Origin of the sequence: Streptomyces hyderabadensis, from assembly GCF_020404845.1 — a bacterium.
Lineage (GTDB): Bacteria > Actinomycetota > Actinomycetes > Streptomycetales > Streptomycetaceae > Streptomyces > Streptomyces hyderabadensis.
Genome location: NZ_JAIOJZ010000042.1, coordinates 1 through 17,844 on the forward strand (window position 1 = coordinate 1; position 17,844 = coordinate 17,844).

Annotated in this window: 15 protein-coding genes; 11 read left to right on the top strand and 4 right to left on the bottom strand. The window is 74.8% G+C overall.

Annotation, left to right across the window (positions count from 1 at the left end):
- On the bottom strand, positions 1-1,165 hold a 1,165-nt coding region (locus K7854_RS27015), incomplete at its 3' end, for a beta-1,3-glucanase family protein (protein ID WP_226029149.1).
- A 257-nt stretch (positions 1,166-1,422) separates the two neighbouring features.
- The gene (locus tag K7854_RS27020; protein ID WP_226029150.1) at positions 1,423-2,304 is read right to left on the bottom strand and encodes a Gfo/Idh/MocA family protein; all 882 of its coding nucleotides are present in this window, start codon (positions 2,302-2,304) and stop codon (positions 1,423-1,425) included.
- 810 nt (positions 2,305-3,114) lie between these two features.
- On the opposite strand from K7854_RS27020, the gene bdeA reads away from it, so the two are divergent.
- From bdeA to K7854_RS27065, 9 genes are all read left to right on the top strand, one after another.
- On the top strand, positions 3,115-4,044 hold the full coding sequence (gene bdeA, locus K7854_RS27025; RefSeq protein WP_226029151.1) for a bis(hydroxyethyl) terephthalate hydrolase: 930 nt from the start codon (positions 3,115-3,117) through the stop codon (positions 4,042-4,044).
- 170 nt (positions 4,045-4,214) lie between these two features.
- Positions 4,215-7,040, top strand: coding sequence for a helix-turn-helix domain-containing protein (locus tag K7854_RS27030; RefSeq protein WP_226029152.1), 2,826 nt, complete (start codon positions 4,215-4,217; stop codon positions 7,038-7,040).
- Between the two features lie 120 nt (positions 7,041-7,160).
- The gene (locus K7854_RS27035) at positions 7,161-8,444 is read left to right on the top strand and encodes a PucR family transcriptional regulator (RefSeq protein ID WP_226029153.1); all 1,284 of its coding nucleotides are present in this window, start codon (positions 7,161-7,163) and stop codon (positions 8,442-8,444) included.
- Between the two features lie 799 nt (positions 8,445-9,243).
- Positions 9,244-10,035 carry an ABC transporter ATP-binding protein gene (locus tag K7854_RS27040; protein WP_226029154.1) on the top strand — a complete coding sequence of 264 codons (792 nt, stop codon included), beginning with the start codon at positions 9,244-9,246 and terminating at the stop codon, positions 10,033-10,035.
- Positions 10,032-10,829 (top strand): ABC transporter ATP-binding protein, encoded by a 798-nt coding sequence (locus K7854_RS27045; RefSeq protein ID WP_226029155.1) that lies wholly within the window; start codon positions 10,032-10,034, stop codon positions 10,827-10,829. Before K7854_RS27040 ends, K7854_RS27045 begins: the two co-directional genes overlap by 4 nt.
- Positions 10,826-11,725 carry a branched-chain amino acid ABC transporter permease gene (locus K7854_RS27050; RefSeq protein ID WP_226029156.1) on the top strand — a complete coding sequence of 300 codons (900 nt, stop codon included), beginning with the start codon at positions 10,826-10,828 and terminating at the stop codon, positions 11,723-11,725. Before K7854_RS27045 ends, K7854_RS27050 begins: the two co-directional genes overlap by 4 nt.
- Positions 11,718-12,872 carry a branched-chain amino acid ABC transporter permease gene (locus tag K7854_RS27055; RefSeq protein ID WP_226029157.1) on the top strand — a complete coding sequence of 385 codons (1,155 nt, stop codon included), beginning with the start codon at positions 11,718-11,720 and terminating at the stop codon, positions 12,870-12,872. Before K7854_RS27050 ends, K7854_RS27055 begins: the two co-directional genes overlap by 8 nt.
- Complete coding sequence (locus K7854_RS27060; protein WP_226029158.1) at positions 12,869-14,149, top strand: ABC transporter substrate-binding protein; 1,281 nt, start codon at positions 12,869-12,871, stop codon at positions 14,147-14,149. Before K7854_RS27055 ends, K7854_RS27060 begins: the two co-directional genes overlap by 4 nt.
- 147 nt (positions 14,150-14,296) lie before the next feature.
- Positions 14,297-15,115 carry an SAM-dependent methyltransferase gene (locus K7854_RS27065; protein ID WP_226029159.1) on the top strand — a complete coding sequence of 273 codons (819 nt, stop codon included), beginning with the start codon at positions 14,297-14,299 and terminating at the stop codon, positions 15,113-15,115.
- 3 nt (positions 15,116-15,118) lie between these two features.
- Here K7854_RS27065 and K7854_RS27070 read toward each other — a convergent pair whose 3' ends face one another.
- Entirely contained in the window at positions 15,119-16,039 is a 921-nt protein-coding gene (locus K7854_RS27070) for a helix-turn-helix domain-containing protein (RefSeq protein WP_226029160.1), read from the bottom strand.
- A 123-nt stretch (positions 16,040-16,162) separates the two neighbouring features.
- Positions 16,163-16,390 carry a DUF397 domain-containing protein gene (locus K7854_RS27075; protein ID WP_055421265.1) on the bottom strand — a complete coding sequence of 76 codons (228 nt, stop codon included), beginning with the start codon at positions 16,388-16,390 and terminating at the stop codon, positions 16,163-16,165.
- A gap of 180 nt (positions 16,391-16,570) precedes the next feature.
- On the opposite strand from K7854_RS27075, the gene K7854_RS27080 reads away from it, so the two are divergent.
- Positions 16,571-17,098 carry an ATP-binding protein gene (locus K7854_RS27080; protein WP_226029161.1) on the top strand — a complete coding sequence of 176 codons (528 nt, stop codon included), beginning with the start codon at positions 16,571-16,573 and terminating at the stop codon, positions 17,096-17,098.
- A gap of 28 nt (positions 17,099-17,126) precedes the next feature.
- Complete coding sequence (locus K7854_RS27085; RefSeq protein WP_226029162.1) at positions 17,127-17,672, top strand: hypothetical protein; 546 nt, start codon at positions 17,127-17,129, stop codon at positions 17,670-17,672.
- The last annotated feature ends 172 nt before the right edge of the window (positions 17,673-17,844 follow it).

Below are 17,844 nucleotides of genomic sequence, written 5' to 3' on the forward strand. Positions count from 1 at the left end.
CCGTGTCCTGGATGTAGGAGGCGAAGTCGGCCACGTCGTCGAAGGCGAAGCCGTACGCCCTGCCGTCCTCGGTGGCCGCGTGCACCGCCTTGGAGTAGTGGTTGGTCAGCGCGGTCCCGTAGAACGCCGCCGGGTCGGTCGTGGGCTGGTCGGCGGAGGAGACGAGCGTGGACCGGTTGAAGCCCGCGCCGAGGACCGCGGCGACGGGACCGGTCGTGCCGTCGTTGGGGGCGGCGAGGTTGCCGTCGCAGAAGAGCACGTCCCGGGTGGACGGCTTGGCGAAGGACACCTGGGCGGGTCCGTCGAAGGTCAGCCGGTCCCCGCGCACCCGGCCGGTGAAGGTCCCGGCGTTGGTGGTGATCCTCAGGTCCTTGCCGGTGTAGGTGCTCCACACCTCGTCGATGTACGGGGCGAGGTAGTCCTTGGGGAACAGCCCGGCGTCCAGCCCGTGGCCGGGGGCGATCACCCGGGTGTCGTCCACGGCCAGCGGCGCGAACTCCTCGACCTTGCGGACCGCGTCGAAGACGGCCGCCCGGCCGCCCGGACGTATGGTGCCGGTGGTCTGGTCCTGGGCCCCGGTCAGGCGGAGGGCGAGCGGCACGCTGAACATGTCGACCATGGTGGTGTTGCAGAACATCCCGGCGGAGTTGAAGGTGAACTCCGCGCAGTCGTGCAGCACCCCGTAGTTCGGGTCGGACTCGACCCAGCCCGCCGGGTACTGCAGGGCGGCGTTCCCCGCGCCGTCCGCGACGACCTTGAACTTCAGCTTCTCGCCCAGGGACACGTAGATCCGGCCGGAGAGGCGGGGCAGGTTCAGCCTGGTCTCGCCGCTGCCGGCGAGGCCGATCGCGTAGTCGGTGTAGCCGTCCGCGCCGTTGTCGGAGAGGGCCACGGGGGCGACGGTGCCGTCGGGGGTGACCCGCACCTGGCGGCCGTCCACGTTGCCGACGATGTAGACGTGCACGTCGGCGTTGCCGAAGGAGCCGGTGTCGTTGACGACGGTCAGCGGCAGGGCGTCGGCGGCCTCGGCGGCGGGGGCGTCCGAGCCGACGCCCGCGAGGGCGTGCGGGGCGACGGCGGCGGCGACCGGCGCGGCCACCACCGCTCCGCCGAGGGCGACGAGCAGCTTGCGGCGGGCGAGCGGGCGCTGGTGACGAGGAGTCATGTGGGGGGTCTCCAGTGATCGGGGCCGGACAAGGTCTGAGAGCGCTCTCAGGCGTGCGGCGATGGTACGCACCACGGCCGGCCGGGCCAACCCTCCGCGTCCTGCTCCAAAACCGTTGCCCCAGCTGGGACTTGGGGTGCGCGACGTCGTGCGGGAAACGTTTAAGCGGCTTTTAAGGCGCGCTTAAGCAGCGGGACCGGCCGCCCCGCGACACGTCCCGGCCGGTCAGTGCGTCAATGCGTCAATGCGTCAATGGGTCAGCGTGTCAGTACGTCCTCGGCCTCGGCGAGGATCTCGGTGACCCGCAGGCCGAACGCGGCGTCGCACGGATGCGGGCGCCCGCCACCGGCCGCGGAGATCAGGGCGTCCGCGGCCCGCCGCAGCGCGGGCACCGGACCTTCCGTGGTCTCCGGGAGCAGCGTCACCCCGGACCGCCCGCGCAGCTCCACCGTGGCGCCCGCCGCGGCGGGCGGCGCCGTCAGGCTGAGCGTGAGCGTGCTGGAGGCCCCGCCCGTGTGGTCGAGGACCAGATGGACGGTGTCCCCGGGCCCCGGCGCGGCGGCCGACACGCGCACGGCGTCTCCGAGGACCGGCAGCAGCACGGACAGGGCGTGCGGCCCCACGTCCCACAGGGCGCCCTTCTCCCGCCGCCACGGCGAGGCGGCGAACGGACTGTCGCCGCCCCCGAACACCGCGCCCAGCCACTGCGCCCGTGCCGTGAACCAGCCGTCGCCCGCGGCCTGCTCGGTGATCCACGCCTCCGTCTCGGGCTGGAACCGGGCGGTGAAGAAGACCACCGAGGCGACGCCCGCCGCCCGCACCGCCTCCGCCACGGCCCGACCCTGCGCCACCGTCGTCGCGAGCGGCTTGTCGAGCAGCAGCTGGCGCCCGGCCCGCGCCGCGCGCACCGCCAGATCGGCCTGCACCGCCGGGGGCAGGGCGACGGCGACGGCCTCCACGTCGGCCAGCAGCGCGTCGACGTCGTCGTAGGCCCGAGTGCCGTGCCGCTCCGCCAACTCCTTGGCCGCGTCCGGGCGGCGTCCCCACACGCCCACGAAGTCCAGCTCGCCGTGCCCGGCCAGGGCGGGGGCGTGCGCCATGTCCGCCCAGGGTCCGGTGCCCAGCAGTCCGATGCGCATCCCGTCACCTCTCCACGGTGCCGACCCGATGGGGCCCGCCGACGATCCTCCACGACGACCGGCGCGCGACAGCCCGGCCGACGCCGAGCGTGTCACATCGGCGGGGGTCCGGACAGGGCCGGGGCGTCGTCCGGCAGCGGAGCCGGCAGGCCTGGAGGGCGGCCCGGCGGATCGGTGGCACCCCGGCCGGGGGCGGGTTCCCCGGCGGCTCGGGAGCCGGGGACCGGGGTGGGGCGGGCGCTCGGCAGGGACCGGGGTGGGCTTCCGCGTCGTCGAAGGAGTGGCGCGTGCCCGTGCCCCGGCGTCGGGCGCGTGCCCTGTGTGGTGAGGCGGGCTGCCTGCCGTCGGCGTTCCGGCGGATCGGTGGCACTCCGACCGGGAGAGGGTTCCCCGGCGGCTCGGGGCCGGGCGCTCGAGAGGGACCGGAGGCGGGCCCCGAGCCTTCGGAGGGATTGCGCGGGCCCGTGTTCAGGCGTCGCGGGCGGGGCTGCCTGGTCCCGGACGCTGCGCCGGGTCCGTCGTTCCGCCGTGGAGTCTCCTGGCCGTGCCCCGGGCCAGGTCGGCCTCGCGTCCCGTCTCGCGCGGGTGCCGCGGTCCCGAATCCGGCGCTCCGCCCAGGGCCCGTGCCCCCGGCGTCGTACGAGACCGGTGATTCTGCCGATCCCCGCGCCCCTCCCGCCGCTCGACAGTGGCACCGCCAACACATCGGCGAGGCCCGCCCGGTGGATGTCCCGGAGCGCGACCCCACGCGTTCCGGGCCGTGTGCGACCACCGGCCGGCCGCCCGCCACGACCGAGAGGACCACCCCTCGTGCAGCAGAACCCCCACACCCACGCCGCCCCCGGGTCCGCCACCCCCTTCCCCGGCACCCGTCGGCGACTCGCCGGTCTGACGGCCGCCGTGGCCGCCGTCGTCGCGCTCGCCACCCTCAGCAGCCCGAACGCCCAGGCCGCCGACAACCCGTACGAGCGCGGTCCGGCGCCCACCGAGTCGAGCATCGAGGCGCTGCGCGGCCCCTACGCGGTGGCCGACACCAGCGTCTCCTCGCTCGCGGTCACCGGCTTCGGCGGCGGCACCATCTACTACCCGACCAGCACGAGCGACGGCACGTTCGGCGCCGTCGCGATCGCGCCCGGCTTCACCGCGTACCAGTCCTCCATGGCCTGGCTCGGACCGCGGCTGGCCTCCCAGGGCTTCGTCGTCTTCACCATCGACACCAACACCACGCTGGACCAGCCCGACTCACGCGGCCGGCAACTGCTGGCCGCCCTGGACTACCTCACCGAGCGCAGCTCCGTCCGCGGCCGGATCGACAGCAGCCGCCTCGGCGTCATGGGCCACTCCATGGGCGGCGGCGGCACCCTGGAGGCCGCCAAGTCCCGGCCGTCGCTGCAGGCGGCGATCCCCCTCACCCCCTGGAACCTGGACAAGAGCTGGCCCGAGGTCAGCACCCCGACGCTGATCGTGGGGGCCGACGGCGACACCATCGCCCCGGTGGCCTCGCACGCCGAGCCGTTCTACTCCAGCCTGCCCTCCGCGACCGACCGGGCCTATTTGGAGCTGAACGCCGCGACCCACTTCTCGCCCAACACGTCGAACACGACGATCGCGAAGTACAGCGTCTCCTGGCTCAAGCGGTTCATCGACAACGACACCCGCTACGAGCAGTTCCTGTGCCCGCTGCCCCGGCCGAGCCTGACGATCGAGGAGTACCGGGGCAACTGCCCGCACGGCTCCTGACACCGGTTCACTGTGCCGGCGCACGACCGGGACCCGGCCCGGTTGGGCGCCGGCACAGGGCCCGCGCCGCCTGCCCGGGACACAGCCGCAGGTGACAGCGCCGATACCCGGGCGGGCGCCGGCGGACCGATGGCTTCCGCCCCGGGTTACGCGCGCGTAACCTCCGCGGCATGACCGCAGAGACGACCGTACGCTCGGCCGTGCGAGTCCACGGCCAGAGCGACCAACGCAAGGCGCTGCGCGCGCTGTTGGACGCGCTGCCCACCCATGGCGGCCAACTCCTGCTGGCCGGTGAGCCCGGGCTCGGCCGCACCACCCTGCTCCAGTGGGCCGCCCGCTCCTTCCGGGCCGGTCCGGTACTCCACCTCCGCCCCGACGCACGCACGCGCGGCAGCGTCGGGCACCTGCTGGACACCCTGCGCACGGCGGCCGCCGCGGCGCCCGTGCTGGTCTGTGCGGACGACGCCCACCTGTGGGACGCGCCGGCCCGGACCGCGCTCGGCCGCGCGGCGCGGCGCCTGCACAGCGCCGACCGGGTCGGCCTGCTGCTCTCCGTCGCCTCGGACCGCGCGGTCGCCCCGGAGTTCGCCCCGCTGCCCGTGGTCCTCCTGGACCCGCTGAGCCCGCCGAGGGCCGCCGCCCTGCTCGACGACCTGACCGACGGCGCCGCCGCCCCGGCCGTCCGCGAGCAGCTCCTGGCCGAGGCGGAGGGGAACCCGGCCCTCCTCGTCGCCCTCGTACGCCGGCTGTCACCCGCCGAACTGCGCGGCCACCGGCCGCTGCCGCGTCCGCTGGCCGACGCGACGGCCCTCGCCGAGGCCGCGGGCGGCGCGCCGAACGGCCAGTCCGCCCACGCACGGGACCTGCTGCTGACGGTGGCGGCGGCCGGAGAGGCCGCGGACGGCGCGGACGTCGATGCCGGCCTGGTCCACGACGCGCTGCGGCGCCTGCGGCCGGCCCCGGAACCCGACCCCCGTGCGGAACCGCTGCCCGGGCAACTCGTGCTGGCCGGCGACCGGATCCGCTTCCGCAGCCCGCTGGTCCGGCGTACGGTGCACGCCACCGCCGACCCGGAGCGGCGCCGTACCGTGCACCGCGCGCTGGCCGACGTGCGGGAGAGCGGGGGCGACCGGCTCACCGGGCTGCTGCACCACTCGTGGTCCCTGGGCGGCCCGGAGCCCGCTTCCACGTCGGCGGACCGGCACGCGGCGGTGACCGCGGACCGGCTCGCGGCGGTGGCGGCCGACGGTGCGGTGCCCGCCTCGCACCGGCTGCGCGCCACCGCCTACGCCCGTGCCGCCGAGCTGACGGCCGACGGTGCCCGGCGGGCCGAACGGTACACCGCCGCGGCCGAGCAGGCCCTGCTCGCCGGGTGCCCCGAACGGGCCCGCCCGCTGCTCGCCGCGGCCCGTGACCGCGCCCTCCCCGCCGCCGTGCGGGGGCGGGCCGAACTGGTGCGCGGCGTCGCCGAACTGCGGGACGGCCCGGTCGGCGACGCCCACCAGTCCCTGCTGCTGGCCGCGTCCCTGCTCGCCGTGGACGCGCCCGCCGACGCCGCGGCCGCCGCACTGGCCGCCGCCGACGCGGTCTGGGCGGCGGGCGACCTGCCGGCGTGCCTGGCCACGCTGGCCCCCGACCCGCCGCCCCGGGCCGGGAACCCGGCGCACGGGAGCGACGGGCCCGCCGGCACAAGCGCTCCCGCGTCGCACCCGGCCGCCGTCGTACGCGACCACCGGATCGGCATGCGGGCGCTGCTCGAAGGACGGCTGGACCGGGCCGGGGCCCCGCTCCGGCAGGTGGTCGAGCGGGGCAGGACCGAGGTGCGGCCGGAGGCGCTGCTGAGGTCGGCGGCGGCCGCGCTGCTGCTCGGGGACGTGGCGGCCGCCCGCAGCGGCGGAGCCCGCGCCCTGGCCGCCGCGCGGCAGCTCGGGTCGGAGGCGCTGGTGCCGCAGGCACTGGAGTACCTCGCCTACGCCGAACTGCGGGCCGGCCGGCACCCGCAGGCCCGCACCCACGCGGAGGAGGGGCTGCGCACCGCACTGCGGGCGGGGCAGCGCAACACGGCGGCCCACCACCGGGCGGTGCTGGCGCTGGCCGCGTCGATCGAGGAGGAACCGGACGTCGTCGCCCGGCACGTCACGGCCGCGCTGGACACCGCACTTCGGCACGGACTGGCCCAGGCGGCCACCCTTGCCCAGTGGGCGGCGGCCCGCGCCGACCTCGGCCGGGGGCGTCCCTTCGACGCCGCCGACCGGCTCGGACTCCTGGTCCTGCCCGGGCCCGGACGGGGCCACTTCGCGGTGTGGCGGCTGGCCGTGCCCTGCTTCGTGGAGGCCGCGGTGCTCGCCGGACGCCACGAGGACGCCCGTGCGGTCCTCACGGAGTTCGCGGGCTGGGCGGCGTTCGGCGCCGACCCGCAGGCCGCCGCCCAACTGGCCCGCTGCCACGCCCTCCTCGCCCCTGCCGAGCAGGCGGACGACCTCTACCGCCGCGCCCTCGACCGGCACGCCGAGGCGGGCGGCGACTTCGAACGGGCCCGCACCGCGCTGCTGTACGGCAAGTGGCTGCGGCGGCGACGCAGACCGCGCGAGGCCCGCGGCCGGCTCGGTGCCGCGCTGGCCGGCTTCGAGCGCTGCGGAGCCGGTGTCTGGGCCGCACAGGCACGCGACGAACTGCGCGCCCTCGGGGCGGCCCCGCCGGGCACCGGCACCGCGGCGCCGACCCTGCTCGGCCGCCTGACCCCGCAGCAACTGCGCATCGCGCGGCACGTCGCCGAGGGTGCCACCAACCGGGAGGTGGCGCTGGCCCTGGGCGTGAGCACCCGCACCGTCGACTACCACCTGCGCAAGGTCTTCGCCGCGCTCGGCGTACGGTCCCGCCTGGAGCTGGCCCGCGTGGTGGGACAGGCCGAACAGGCCCAGGAGACGCAGGAGGCGCTGGGGGCCCGGGCGGCCCGGCGGGTCGAACAGCATGAAAAGACCGGTGCACAACACTAGGGACCGACCGGACGGTATGCCATCCTTCGGGGCAGGACGAGTCAGGGGGCAGGCCCGGCGCGGCGGGACGGCCCGCCGCGGCGCGGCGCCTCCACAAGCCCTGCCCCGGGGAGGACCGCGATGCAGCACGCCGTACGGTCACGAGCAGCGATCCGCACCGGGCTGACGCCCGTTCCACGCCCGCGGACACCCGGCGTCACGTCGTTGATCGACGCCGACGCCCTGCGGGTCCTGCACCGGGCCGCCCGCGCCCTGCTCGACGACCTTCCCGACCTGACCGACCGGCTGACGGCCCTGCTGCGGGAGCAGGAGCCCGCCTACCGGGCCGCCCTCGCGAAGGACCCCACCGCCACCTGGCAGGAGGCCCACCGTTCCCTGCGGCACAGTGTGGCCTCGCTGCTCGACCCGCGCGGCGCCCGGGACGCGGCCCGCCGCTGCACCTGGCGGATCGGCGCCGCCCGCGCCGAGCAGGGGCTCCCCCTGGACGCCCTGCTGCACGCCTTCCGCCTGGGCGGCTCGCTGGTGTGGCAGCGGCTGGTCGAGGAGACCTCCCGGGCCGCCCCGGAGGACGTACGGCTCCTCGTGCACGTGGCCGCCGACGTGTGGAACTTCGTCGACGAGCACTGCACCCTCGTCGCGGACGCCTACCGGCAGACCGAGTGGCAGCTCGGCCGGCGCCGCGAGAACCGGGCCCGGCTGCTGGCGGCCGGCCTGCTCGACGGCACCGGCCGCATCGCCGACCTGCCCGAGGCCGCCCGGGCCCTCGGCCTCCCGGAACAGGGCCGGTACGTCGTCGTCGCCGTCACCGGCGGGCCGCCGGGCCGGTCCGCGGCCGCCCGCGCCGCCGCCGTACCGGCCGGGAGCCGCGTCCACTGGCACGCCGGGGCGGAGGCCGACTACGGCATCGTCCTGGTCGGCGCCGGCGAGGGGCTCCCGGACCCGCACGAGCCCGGGAGCGAGCCCCCCGTCCCCGTCCCGGGGCTCCGGATCGGGGTCGGCAGCCCGGTCGACGGACTCGCCGCCGTCGGCGACGCCCGCGGGCTCGCGGACACCGCGCTGGCCATCTGCCCCGTGACGGGCGGCACCGTGCGACTGGCCGACCAGCTCCCCGCCGCCCTCGTCGTCTCCAGCCCCGAGCTGGGCCGGGCCCTCGCCGAGAAGGTGCTCGGCCCGCTGCTCCGCCTGGAGCCCGCCGACCGCGAGGTGCTGCTCGACACCCTCACCACGTGGCTCGACTGCGACGGTTCGGCCCAGCGCGCCGGTGAGCGCCTGTACTGCCATCGCAACACGGTCCTCAACCGCCTGCGCCGCTGCGAACAGCTCACCGGCCGCTCCCTCGCCCGCCCGGCCGACGTGGTCGAAATCAGCCTGGCCCTGACGGCCCGACGGGTCCTGTCCGGCTGATCCGGGCGGGGGCGCGCGGGGCCGTGTCCGTGCGGACCCGGGGGTCAGTGGCCGGCCACGGTGTGGCCTCGCCTTTCCCGGCGGCGGGGCCGCGCCCGGCTGCGTCGTCGGGTATGGCTCGGCTCTGACTGGCCGGGCGGGTCCCGTCCGGCTGATCCGGGCGTGGTGGGTGGGGAGCCGCGGGTCGGTGTCTGCGCGGGCGCGGTGGTGCCTGGGGGAGTGCGGGGCGCCGTGTGCACGGGTGCCGGGGGCGGTGGCCTGCCACCGTATGACCTCGACGCAGCCCCGTGTCGCCCCTGCGCCGTTGTGTCGTCGGGTGCGGCTCGGCCCTGACGACTCGGCCTTGTCGCGGGCGGGCTGGGCGCCGAGTCCGGCGCGTGGCGTGTGGGCGGGTGATGTGCGAGGGCGGCGAGGCCCTTGTCGGGCGGGACAGCGCTGCCCTGCCGTCTCCTCCCGTCCTGGGTTCCGGCTGCCCGGGGCCGGGGATCGTCTGTGTCCCGGGGGCGACGTTGCCGGGCGCCGTGCGGCGACGTTCCGTGCCGGAGTCGGTGATTCCCGGATGCCGGTGGGACGAACGGGGCGCGGGGGCCGGGTGGGAACCCGGCGCTCCGCGAGGCGGACGCCCGGGAGCCGGTCCGGCGCCGTCCTCCTGGGCATCCGCACAGACTCACCGCCGCCGGACTGGGACACCGCAGCGTCCCTGCCCGACCACCCTGTACGGCCCCCGGCGTACGTGCTGTCGTGAGCTGCCCCCGTCACCCGTCACCGTGCCCCACCGGCCCGGTACCAAGGAGCCGCGATGCCCGCAGCACCACCGGACGGCGCGCCCGCGCTGCACGTCGAGAGCCTCGACGTGACGTACGGGCGCGCACTGTCCGCCCTCCGCTCCGTGTCCCTGACCGTCCCGCACGGCGCCGTCGTCGCCCTGCTCGGAGCCAACGGCGCCGGCAAGACGACGCTGCTGCGGGCCGTCTCGGGCACCCTGCGCCTGCACCGCGGCGCGATCACGGCCGGCCGGGTCCGCTACGGCGACGCGGTCCTGGACGGCCGGGACCCGGTCGCCGCCGTACGCGCCGGGGTCGTCCAGGTGCCCGAGGGCAGGCGGGTGTTCGCCGGACTCACCGTCGACGAGAACCTGCGGGCCGGCGGGCTCGGCCTCAACCGGCGGGCCCCCGCCCAGGTCCGCGAGGCCAGGGAGCGCGTCTTCACCCTGTTCCCGCGACTCGCCGAGCGCACCCGCCAGGCCGCCGGGCTGCTGTCCGGCGGCGAGCAGCAGATGCTGGCCATCGGCCGCGCCCTGATGGCCGCCCCGCGCCTGCTCCTTCTCGACGAACCCTCGCTCGGCCTGGCCCCGATGATGGTCGACCGCATCGCCGAGGTCGTCCGCGAGATCAACGCCCAGGGCACCGCGGTCCTCCTGGTCGAGCAGAACGCCGGCATGGCGCTCTCCCTCGCCCAGCACGCCCACGTCCTGGAGGTCGGCGAGATCCGGCTCTCCGGCGACGCCGCCGACCTCGCGCGCACGGACGCCGTACGCCGCCTGTACCTGGGCGAGACCACCGACGCCGCCGACGGCAAGGGGGCCGCGTGACCGCCCCCGCCGCCGCACCGCCCGCCCTCGACGTAGCGGGCGTCACCGTGCGCTTCGCCGGTCTCCTCGCCCTCGACGACGTCTCCTTCACCGTCGCCCCCGGCACGGTGCACGCCGTCATCGGCCCCAACGGCGCCGGCAAGTCCACCTGCTTCAACGTCCTGTCCGGCCTGTACCGCCCGACCGCCGGTTCCGTGCGGCTGGGCGCCGCCGAACTGACCCGGCTCGCCCCGCACCGGATCGCCGCCCTGGGCGTCGCCCGCACCTTCCAGAACATCGTCACCACCCAGGGCACCGTCGCCGACAACCTGATGCTCGGCCGGCACGCGCTGTCCCACGCCGGTTTCGCCGCCAGCGCCCTGCGGCTGCCGCGCGCCGTGCGCGAACAGCGCGCCCACCTCGCCAAGGCCCGCGAGATCGCCGAACTCACCGGCCTCGGCGCCCACTTCGACGCACCCGTCGCGCTGCTGTCGTACGGCGACCGCAAGCGCGTCGAACTCGCCCGCGCCCTGTGTCTGGAGCCCCGTGTCCTGCTGCTCGACGAACCCGTGGCCGGCATGAACGCCGCCGAACGCATCCGCATGACCGAGGTGGTCCGGGAGATCCGCGCCGAACTCGGCCTCTCCGTCGTGCTGGTCGAGCACGACATGGGCCTGGTCATGCGGCTCGCCGACGAGGTCACCGTCCTCGACTTCGGCCGGGCCATCGCCCACGGCACCCCCGACGAGGTCCGGCGCGATCCCGAGGTGCTGCGCGCCTACCTCGGCACCACCACGGGGGAGGACGCGGCATGACCGGCTTCCTCGACAGTCTCCTCAACGGGCTGGCCCTGGGCTCCGTGTACGCCCTGATCGCCCTCGGCTTCGTCACCATCTTCAAGGCCTCCGGCGTCCTGAGCTTCACCCACGGCTCACTGCTGCTGCTCGGCGGATACCTCGTCGCCGTCCTCCACGACGACATCGACTTCGCCGGGGCGCTGGCCGTGGCGGTCCTGGTGACGGCGGCCGTGGCCGGGGCGCTGGACCGGCTGGTGCTGCAACGTGTCGGCGGCACCGACCCGCACGCCGCCCACGTCCAGACCATCGTCACCATCGGCATCGACATCGTCCTGGTCACCGACCTCGCCCGGCGCATCGGCGGCGACCTGCTGCCGCTCGGCGACCCCTGGGGCTCCGCCGTGACCGACCTCGGCCCGGTGACCGTGGCCGACAGCCGCATCGCCGCGATCCTGGTGTCCGCCGTCGCCATCGGCGGCGCCTTCGCCCTCTTCCGGTTCACGCCCTGGGGCCTGTCGCTGCGCGCGGCGGCGGAGGACCGCGAGGCCGCCGCCCTCATGGGCGTACGGCTCACCCGCGTACGCACCGCCGCCTGGTGCCTGGCCGGCGCGCTGGCCGCACTCGCCGCCGTCTTCCTGGTCGCCTTCCCGGCGCCCGGCCTGGAACGCACCACCGGGCAGATCGCGCTGAAGGCCTTCCCGGCCGCCATCCTCGGCGGCATGACCTCACCCGTCGGCGCCCTGGTCGGCAGCATGCTGATCGGCCTCACCGAGGCGTTCGTCGCCGGATACCAGTCCGACCTGCACGTCCTGGGCGAGGGCTTCGGCGACGTCGCGCCGTACGCCGTGATGGTGCTCGTCCTGCTGGTGCGCCCCGCCGGACTCTTCGCGGCGAAGGGAGCGGCCCGTGTCTGACCTGCGACCCCACCTGCTCAAGCGCGGCCCGCTCCTGCTGACCGCCCTGCTCCTGTGCGCCCTGCCGTTCTACCTGGACGCCTTCTGGCTGCGCATCGGACTGTTCTCCATGGCCGCGGCCATCGGCGCCGTCGGGCTCGGCCTGCTCAGCGGCACCGCCGGGCAGCTCTCCCTCGGGCACGCCTTCTTCCTCGCCGTCGGCGCCTACGGCTACGTCTGGCTGGCCGGCGAGCCGGGCCCCGGGCTGCCGCCCGCCGTCGCCGCCGTCCTCGCCGTCCTGCTCGCCGGGGCGGCGGGCGGGCTGTTCAGCCCCGTCGCCGGACGCGTGAAGGGCATCTACCTCGGCGTCGCCACCCTCGCCCTGGTCTTCCTCGGCCACCACGTCCTGCTCACCGCGGACTCCGTCACCGGCGGCTTCAACGGCCGCTCGGTGCCGCCGCTGGAGCTGGGCGGCTTCACCTTCGCCGAGTCCGATCCGGAACTCACCGTCCTGGGCGTGCCGTTCGGCGTCGAGGAACGGCTCTGGTACCTGGGCCTCGCCCTGTTCGCCGTCACCTGGTTCACCGCGCGCGGACTGCTGCGCGGCCGTCCCGGACGGGCCCTGGTGGCGCTGCGCGACAGCGAGACCGCGGCGTCCGTGATGGGCGTGCACGTGGCCAGGTACCGCTCGACCGCGTTCGTCGTCTCGTCGATGTACGCGGGCCTCGCCGGCGTCCTGCTCGCGCTCTCCTTCCGCCGCGTGGTGCCCGACTACTTCTCCCTCGCCCTCTCCGTCGACTACCTCGCCATGATCGTCATCGGCGGCCTCGGCTCGGTCGCCGGAGCCACCGCCGGAGCCGTCTTCGTCACCGCGCTGCCCCTGCTGATGACCCGCTACGCCGACCAGCTGCCCCTGGTGGCGGCGCCCGGGTCCGGCGACGGCTCGATCGGCCCGACCGAGGCGTCCCGCTACCTCTACGGCGCGGCGATCGTGGTGATCCTCCTCTACGCCCCCGACGGCCTGCACGGGCTGGCCCGCCGCACCCGGGCCCGGCTGCGCCGCCGGCCGTCCGCGCCCCAACCTCCCGGCACGGGGCCGGTCCCCGCCGCCGCTGCCGCATCCGCCGCTTCCGACACCACCGCACGAGCCAAGGAGCACACCCCGTGAACGTCACGCACCCCAGGCCCCGCACCGCCCGGACCGCCGCCCTGGCCGCGGCACTGGCCGCCGTGCTGCTCGCGGGCACCGCCTGCAGCTCCAAGGCCGACGGCGGGAGCACCGACGACGCCGCCGACGGCGTCAAGTCCGGCCCCGGAGTCACCGAGAAGACCATCAGACTCGGCGCACTGACGGACCTCACCGGCCCCTACGCCACCCTCGGCAAGAGCATCGTGCAGGCCCAGCAGATGTGGGCCGACGAGACCAACGCCGCGGGCGGCATCTGCGGACGCGAGGTGGAGATCGTCGTCAAGGACCACGGCTACGACGTGCAGAAGGCGGTCACCGCCTACGCCGACATCGCCCCGGACGTCGTCGCCCTGCCGCAGGTCATCGGCTCCCCGGTGGTCGCCGCCCTGCTCGACGACATCGAGCGGGACCACATGCTGACCTTCCCGCAGGCATGGGCGGCCAGCCTGCTCGGCCGGGACTCCGTCCAGGTCCTCGGCACCACCTACGACCTCGACATGATCGCCGCCGTCGACTTCCTCACCCGTACCAAGAAGATCGCCAAGGGCGACACGATCGGCCACGTCTACTTCGAGGGCGACTACGGCGCCAACGCGCTGGAGGGCTCCGAGTGGGCCGCCGAACAGGCGGGCATGAAGGTCGCCGGGCAGAAGATCAAGGCCACGGACACCGACCTGACCGCCCAGGTGTCCGCGCTGAGCAAGGCCGGGGCGAAGGCGATCCTGATCAGCGCGGGTCCCGCCCAGACCGCCTCCCTGGCCGGGGTGGCCGCCGCCCGCGGCCTCAAGGTGCCGATCGTCAGCAGCGCGCCCGGCTACGCGCCGCAGCTGCTGAAGACGCCCGCGGCGCCGGCGCTGGAAGCCATGGTCCACGTCGTCAGCGCCGCACCGGCGGTCAGCTCCGACCTGCCGGGCGTCAAGAAGATGGTCGCCTCCTACCAGAAGGCGTACCCGGGCGAGCCCGTCGACTCCGGTGTGCTCTCCGGGTACAACGCCGCCCAGCTGACCGGCGCCGACCTGAAGAAGGCCTGCGAGGGCGGCAGCCTCACCCGGCAGGACGTGGTCAAGGCGCACCGTTCGCAGAAGAACGCCGACACCGGTCTGGGCACCCCGCAGGACTTCACCCTCGTGACCGCGCCGGCCAGCCGGTCCACGTACGTGCTGAAGCCCGACGCCAAGGCGGTCGGCGGCCTGGTCGGCGTGGAGGAGGCCCACGAGGCGCCCGGAGTGGACGCGTACCTGGCCGGGCGCGGCTGACCCGATCGAGTGGCCGTCAACTGAGCTTGGTGACAAGAGGTTTGACGGCCACTTGATCCGGCCTCTGGTTTGGCTGACCACTAGGTCTTTAGGATGTACTGTCTGTCATGCCAGTCCAGTTGGCGCCGGTACGGAGCTGGGGGAACGATGCAAGCCGACAAGCAGCTGTCCACGGAGATCGACGCCAACGTGCCGACGGCGGCGCGTATGTACGACTTCTACCTGGGCGGCAAGGACAACTACGCGGCCGACCGCGCGGCCGTGGGCGAACTCGACAAGGTCGTCCCCAGTACACGCCGGCTGGCGCTGAACAACCGGCGCTTCCTCCAGCGGGTCGTCCGCGTGCTCGCCGAGGACTACGGCATCCGCCAGTTCCTGGACCACGGCTCCGGCCTGCCCACGCAGGACAACGTCCACCAGGTCGCCCAGCGCGTCGCCCCCGAGTCCCGCGTGGTCTACGTCGACAACGACCCGATGGTGCTGGTCCACGGCCGGGCACTGCTCGACCAGAACGACCAGACCGCCGTCATCCACGCCGACATGCGTGCCACCGAGGAGATCTTCTCCCACCCGGACACCCAGCGGCTGATCGACTTCTCGCAGCCGGTCGCCGTCCTGTTCAACTCGGTGTTCCACTGCATCCCGGACAGTGACACCGACGGGCCCAAGGCGGTCGTCCGCCGGGTGAGCGAGCGGCTGGCGCCCGGGAGTTTCGCCGTGATGTGCCAGCTGGTCAGCGAGGACCCCGAGGTGCGGAAGTTCGTCACGGACTTCATGGACCAGGCGACGCAGGGGCACTGGGGCCGGGTGCGTGAGCCCAAGGACGTCGAGGACCTCTTCGAGGGCATGGAGATCCTGGAGCCGGGCCTCGTCGAGGTCTCCACCTGGCGCCCGGACTCCGAGGTGGCGCCGCGACAGCTCACCGACGAGTGGATCGAGTTCGGCGGACTGGGCCGACTGCGCTGACCCCTAGGCGGACGGGTAGCGCATCGCCATCGTCTCGCGCAGCCGCTCCAGTGACGCGCGCGGCGTCAGTGCCTCGTCCGCCAGCCGGTCCAGCACGACCCGGTACTGCTCGGTCTCGTCCTGGTCCTCGAGGAAGTTGGCGCTCCCGATGTGCTCCAGGTAGACCACGTCCGGCAGATCGGCGCCGCCGAAACGCAGGTAGGTGACCGGGATCGCCGGCGCCGACGCGTTCGTCACGTCCAGCGGCACGATCTGCAGCGTCACATGGGGCCGCTTCGCCATCACGACCAGGTGTTCGAGCTGCTCGCGCATGACCTCGCGGCTGCCCAGCACGCGCAGCAGGACGGACTCGTCGATGATCGCCCACAGCTGCGGCGCGTCCCCGCGCTCCAGCAACGCCGCCCGGTGCTTGCGCAGTTCGACGCGGCGCCGGACCTCCGCCGCGGAGGCGTTCGGCAGGCCGCGCTCGACCACGGCCTTCGTGTAGGCCTCGGTCTGCAGCAGGCCGGGGACGTACTGGATCTCGAAGGTACGGATGGTCGCCGCGGCCTCCTGGAGGCCGACCAGGCGCTCGAACCACTCGGGCATCAGACGCTTGTCGTACCGCTGCCACCAGCCCGGTTCGCCCGCGCGCTGCAACAGTTTGAGCAGCACCGAGGCCTCGTAGGGATCGGTGCCGTACCGCTCCAGCAGGGCGCGGACGTCCTTCTCGGCCGGGGGCCTGCGGCCCTTGCCCGACTCGATGCGCGAGAGCTTCGCGGCGCTGAAGCCCAGCGCGCGTGCCGCCTGGTCCTGGGAGAGGCCGGCGTCCTCGCGGAAGCCCGCCAGCTGTACGCCGACGAGCATCTTCAGCAGAGTGGGAGCCGGCTCGGACCGGTCCAGATAGGGTTCGAGACGGGAGATGCGAGGCGACGCGGCGGACATCCTGACTCCCAGCAGACCGGCAGACTTGAAGGAAAGACTATCTCATCCCATCGGCGCCCGCCGCATCCGCCCGTAGAAATCGGGTAGTTGGGCTCCGTTTGAGGCCCACCGCGCCGCCCCGGTCTACAGCAGGTGGTCGAACTCGCCCTCCTTGGCCCCGGCCAGGAACGCGGCCACCTCCGCCGGGGTGTAGACCAGCGCGGGGCCGTCGGGGTCGCGGGAGTTGCGCATCGCGATGCCTCCGTCCACGAGGGCGACCTCGACGCAGTTGCCCTCGGCGTTGCTGTGCCGACTCTTCTTCCAGCAGGCGTCCAACAGGCTGGCCTGCACTCCGTTGCGCACTGGTGGCACCGCGGTCTCCTTGCTGTTCGGGGGAGCGGACCGAGTCGTGCCGGTCCCCGAGCGCCCCCATCCGATTTTTTTCGCGCAATTTCTCGTGCAATTGCACGCGAGCGCTCTAAGCGTGGATAATAGCCGTGGCGTCAACCCCCCGGTTGAGGCCCCGTCCTGACGTCGCATCAGGGAGATGCCGTGCCGTCACCTGCGCATTCAACGCTCCGGCCGCCCGGTGAATCCGTGCCGGAGCCAGGCGCGACGAGGCGCTCCGGAGGGCTCCCGTACACCGGGCGTCCCGCCCTCGGCGGCCGCCCGGCCGCCGCCGCGCTGCGCGTCGCGTGCAGCGGGGAGGGGTTCGCGCGGGCCCGGGTCTTCACCCGGGACACCCTGCGCGGGTGGTCCCTCGACCACCGCGGGGACGACGCGGCCCTCGTGATCACCGAGCTGATCTCCAACGCCGTGACGCACGCGGTGCCGTCGGCGGCGGCCGGCCCGCCGGAGGTCAGGCTCGGACTGGCCCTGGGCCCCGGCGGTCTGACGCTGACCGTCTCCGACCCCGGGGACGACGCACCGGTGTTCAACCCGTCCGACGGCTCCGCTCTCCGGGAGCACGGACGCGGCCTGTGCATCGTCGACGCCCTGGCCGAGGAGTGGGGCTGGACCCCGCGCCCTCCGGCGGGCAAGACGGTCTGGGCCACGCTGTCGACCCGCCCCCTCACCTGACCCGACTGCCGCGGAAGGGCCCCACACCATGCGCAGCGCTCCGACACCCGAGCCGAGCATCCAGCGCACCGACCGTCATGCGTCGCCCGGCTCGCCCCGCACCACCACCCTGCTCGCCGGTCTCGACGGCGTGCCCTGGAGCGACATCCAGGACTCCACCGGCTCGGCGGCGGCCATTCCCCGGCTGCTGCGCAAGGTCGCCCGGGGCGACGCGGAGACCGCCCGCGCCGCCCTCGGAGACCTGCGCAGGCGCATCTGCCAGTACGGGTTCGTCGTCGAGCAGGCGACCGCCGCGACCGTCCCCTTCCTGTGGGAGCTGGCGCAGCGGCCCCAGGTGAGCTGCCGGGCCCAGATCATCCAGCTGCTCAAGAACATCGCCGACGCCCGGCAGTGGGAGACCACCGCCACCGCCTACCCCAAGCTGCTCAACCACCGGGAGAACCCGGTGGCCTGGGAGCGGGCGGCCCGGCAGGCCGTCCGCGCCCGGCGGGACGGCCTGGAGCGACTGCTGGCCGAGGACGACACCGAGATCAGCCGCGCCAGCAGCGAACTCGCCCGCACCCTCGGAGACTGACCCGCCCTCGGAGACCGGCCCGCCTCCGCAGGCCGAGCCCGCACTCCGGGCGACCGAGCCCCGCAGACCGGGACCCGCGCCCTCCACGGGGGAGAAGGCGCGGGTCTCCCTTCCAAGGCGCGGGACGGTGTGGCGTACACCGGTCCGACCGGGTAGGAAAGCGCGGGAAGCA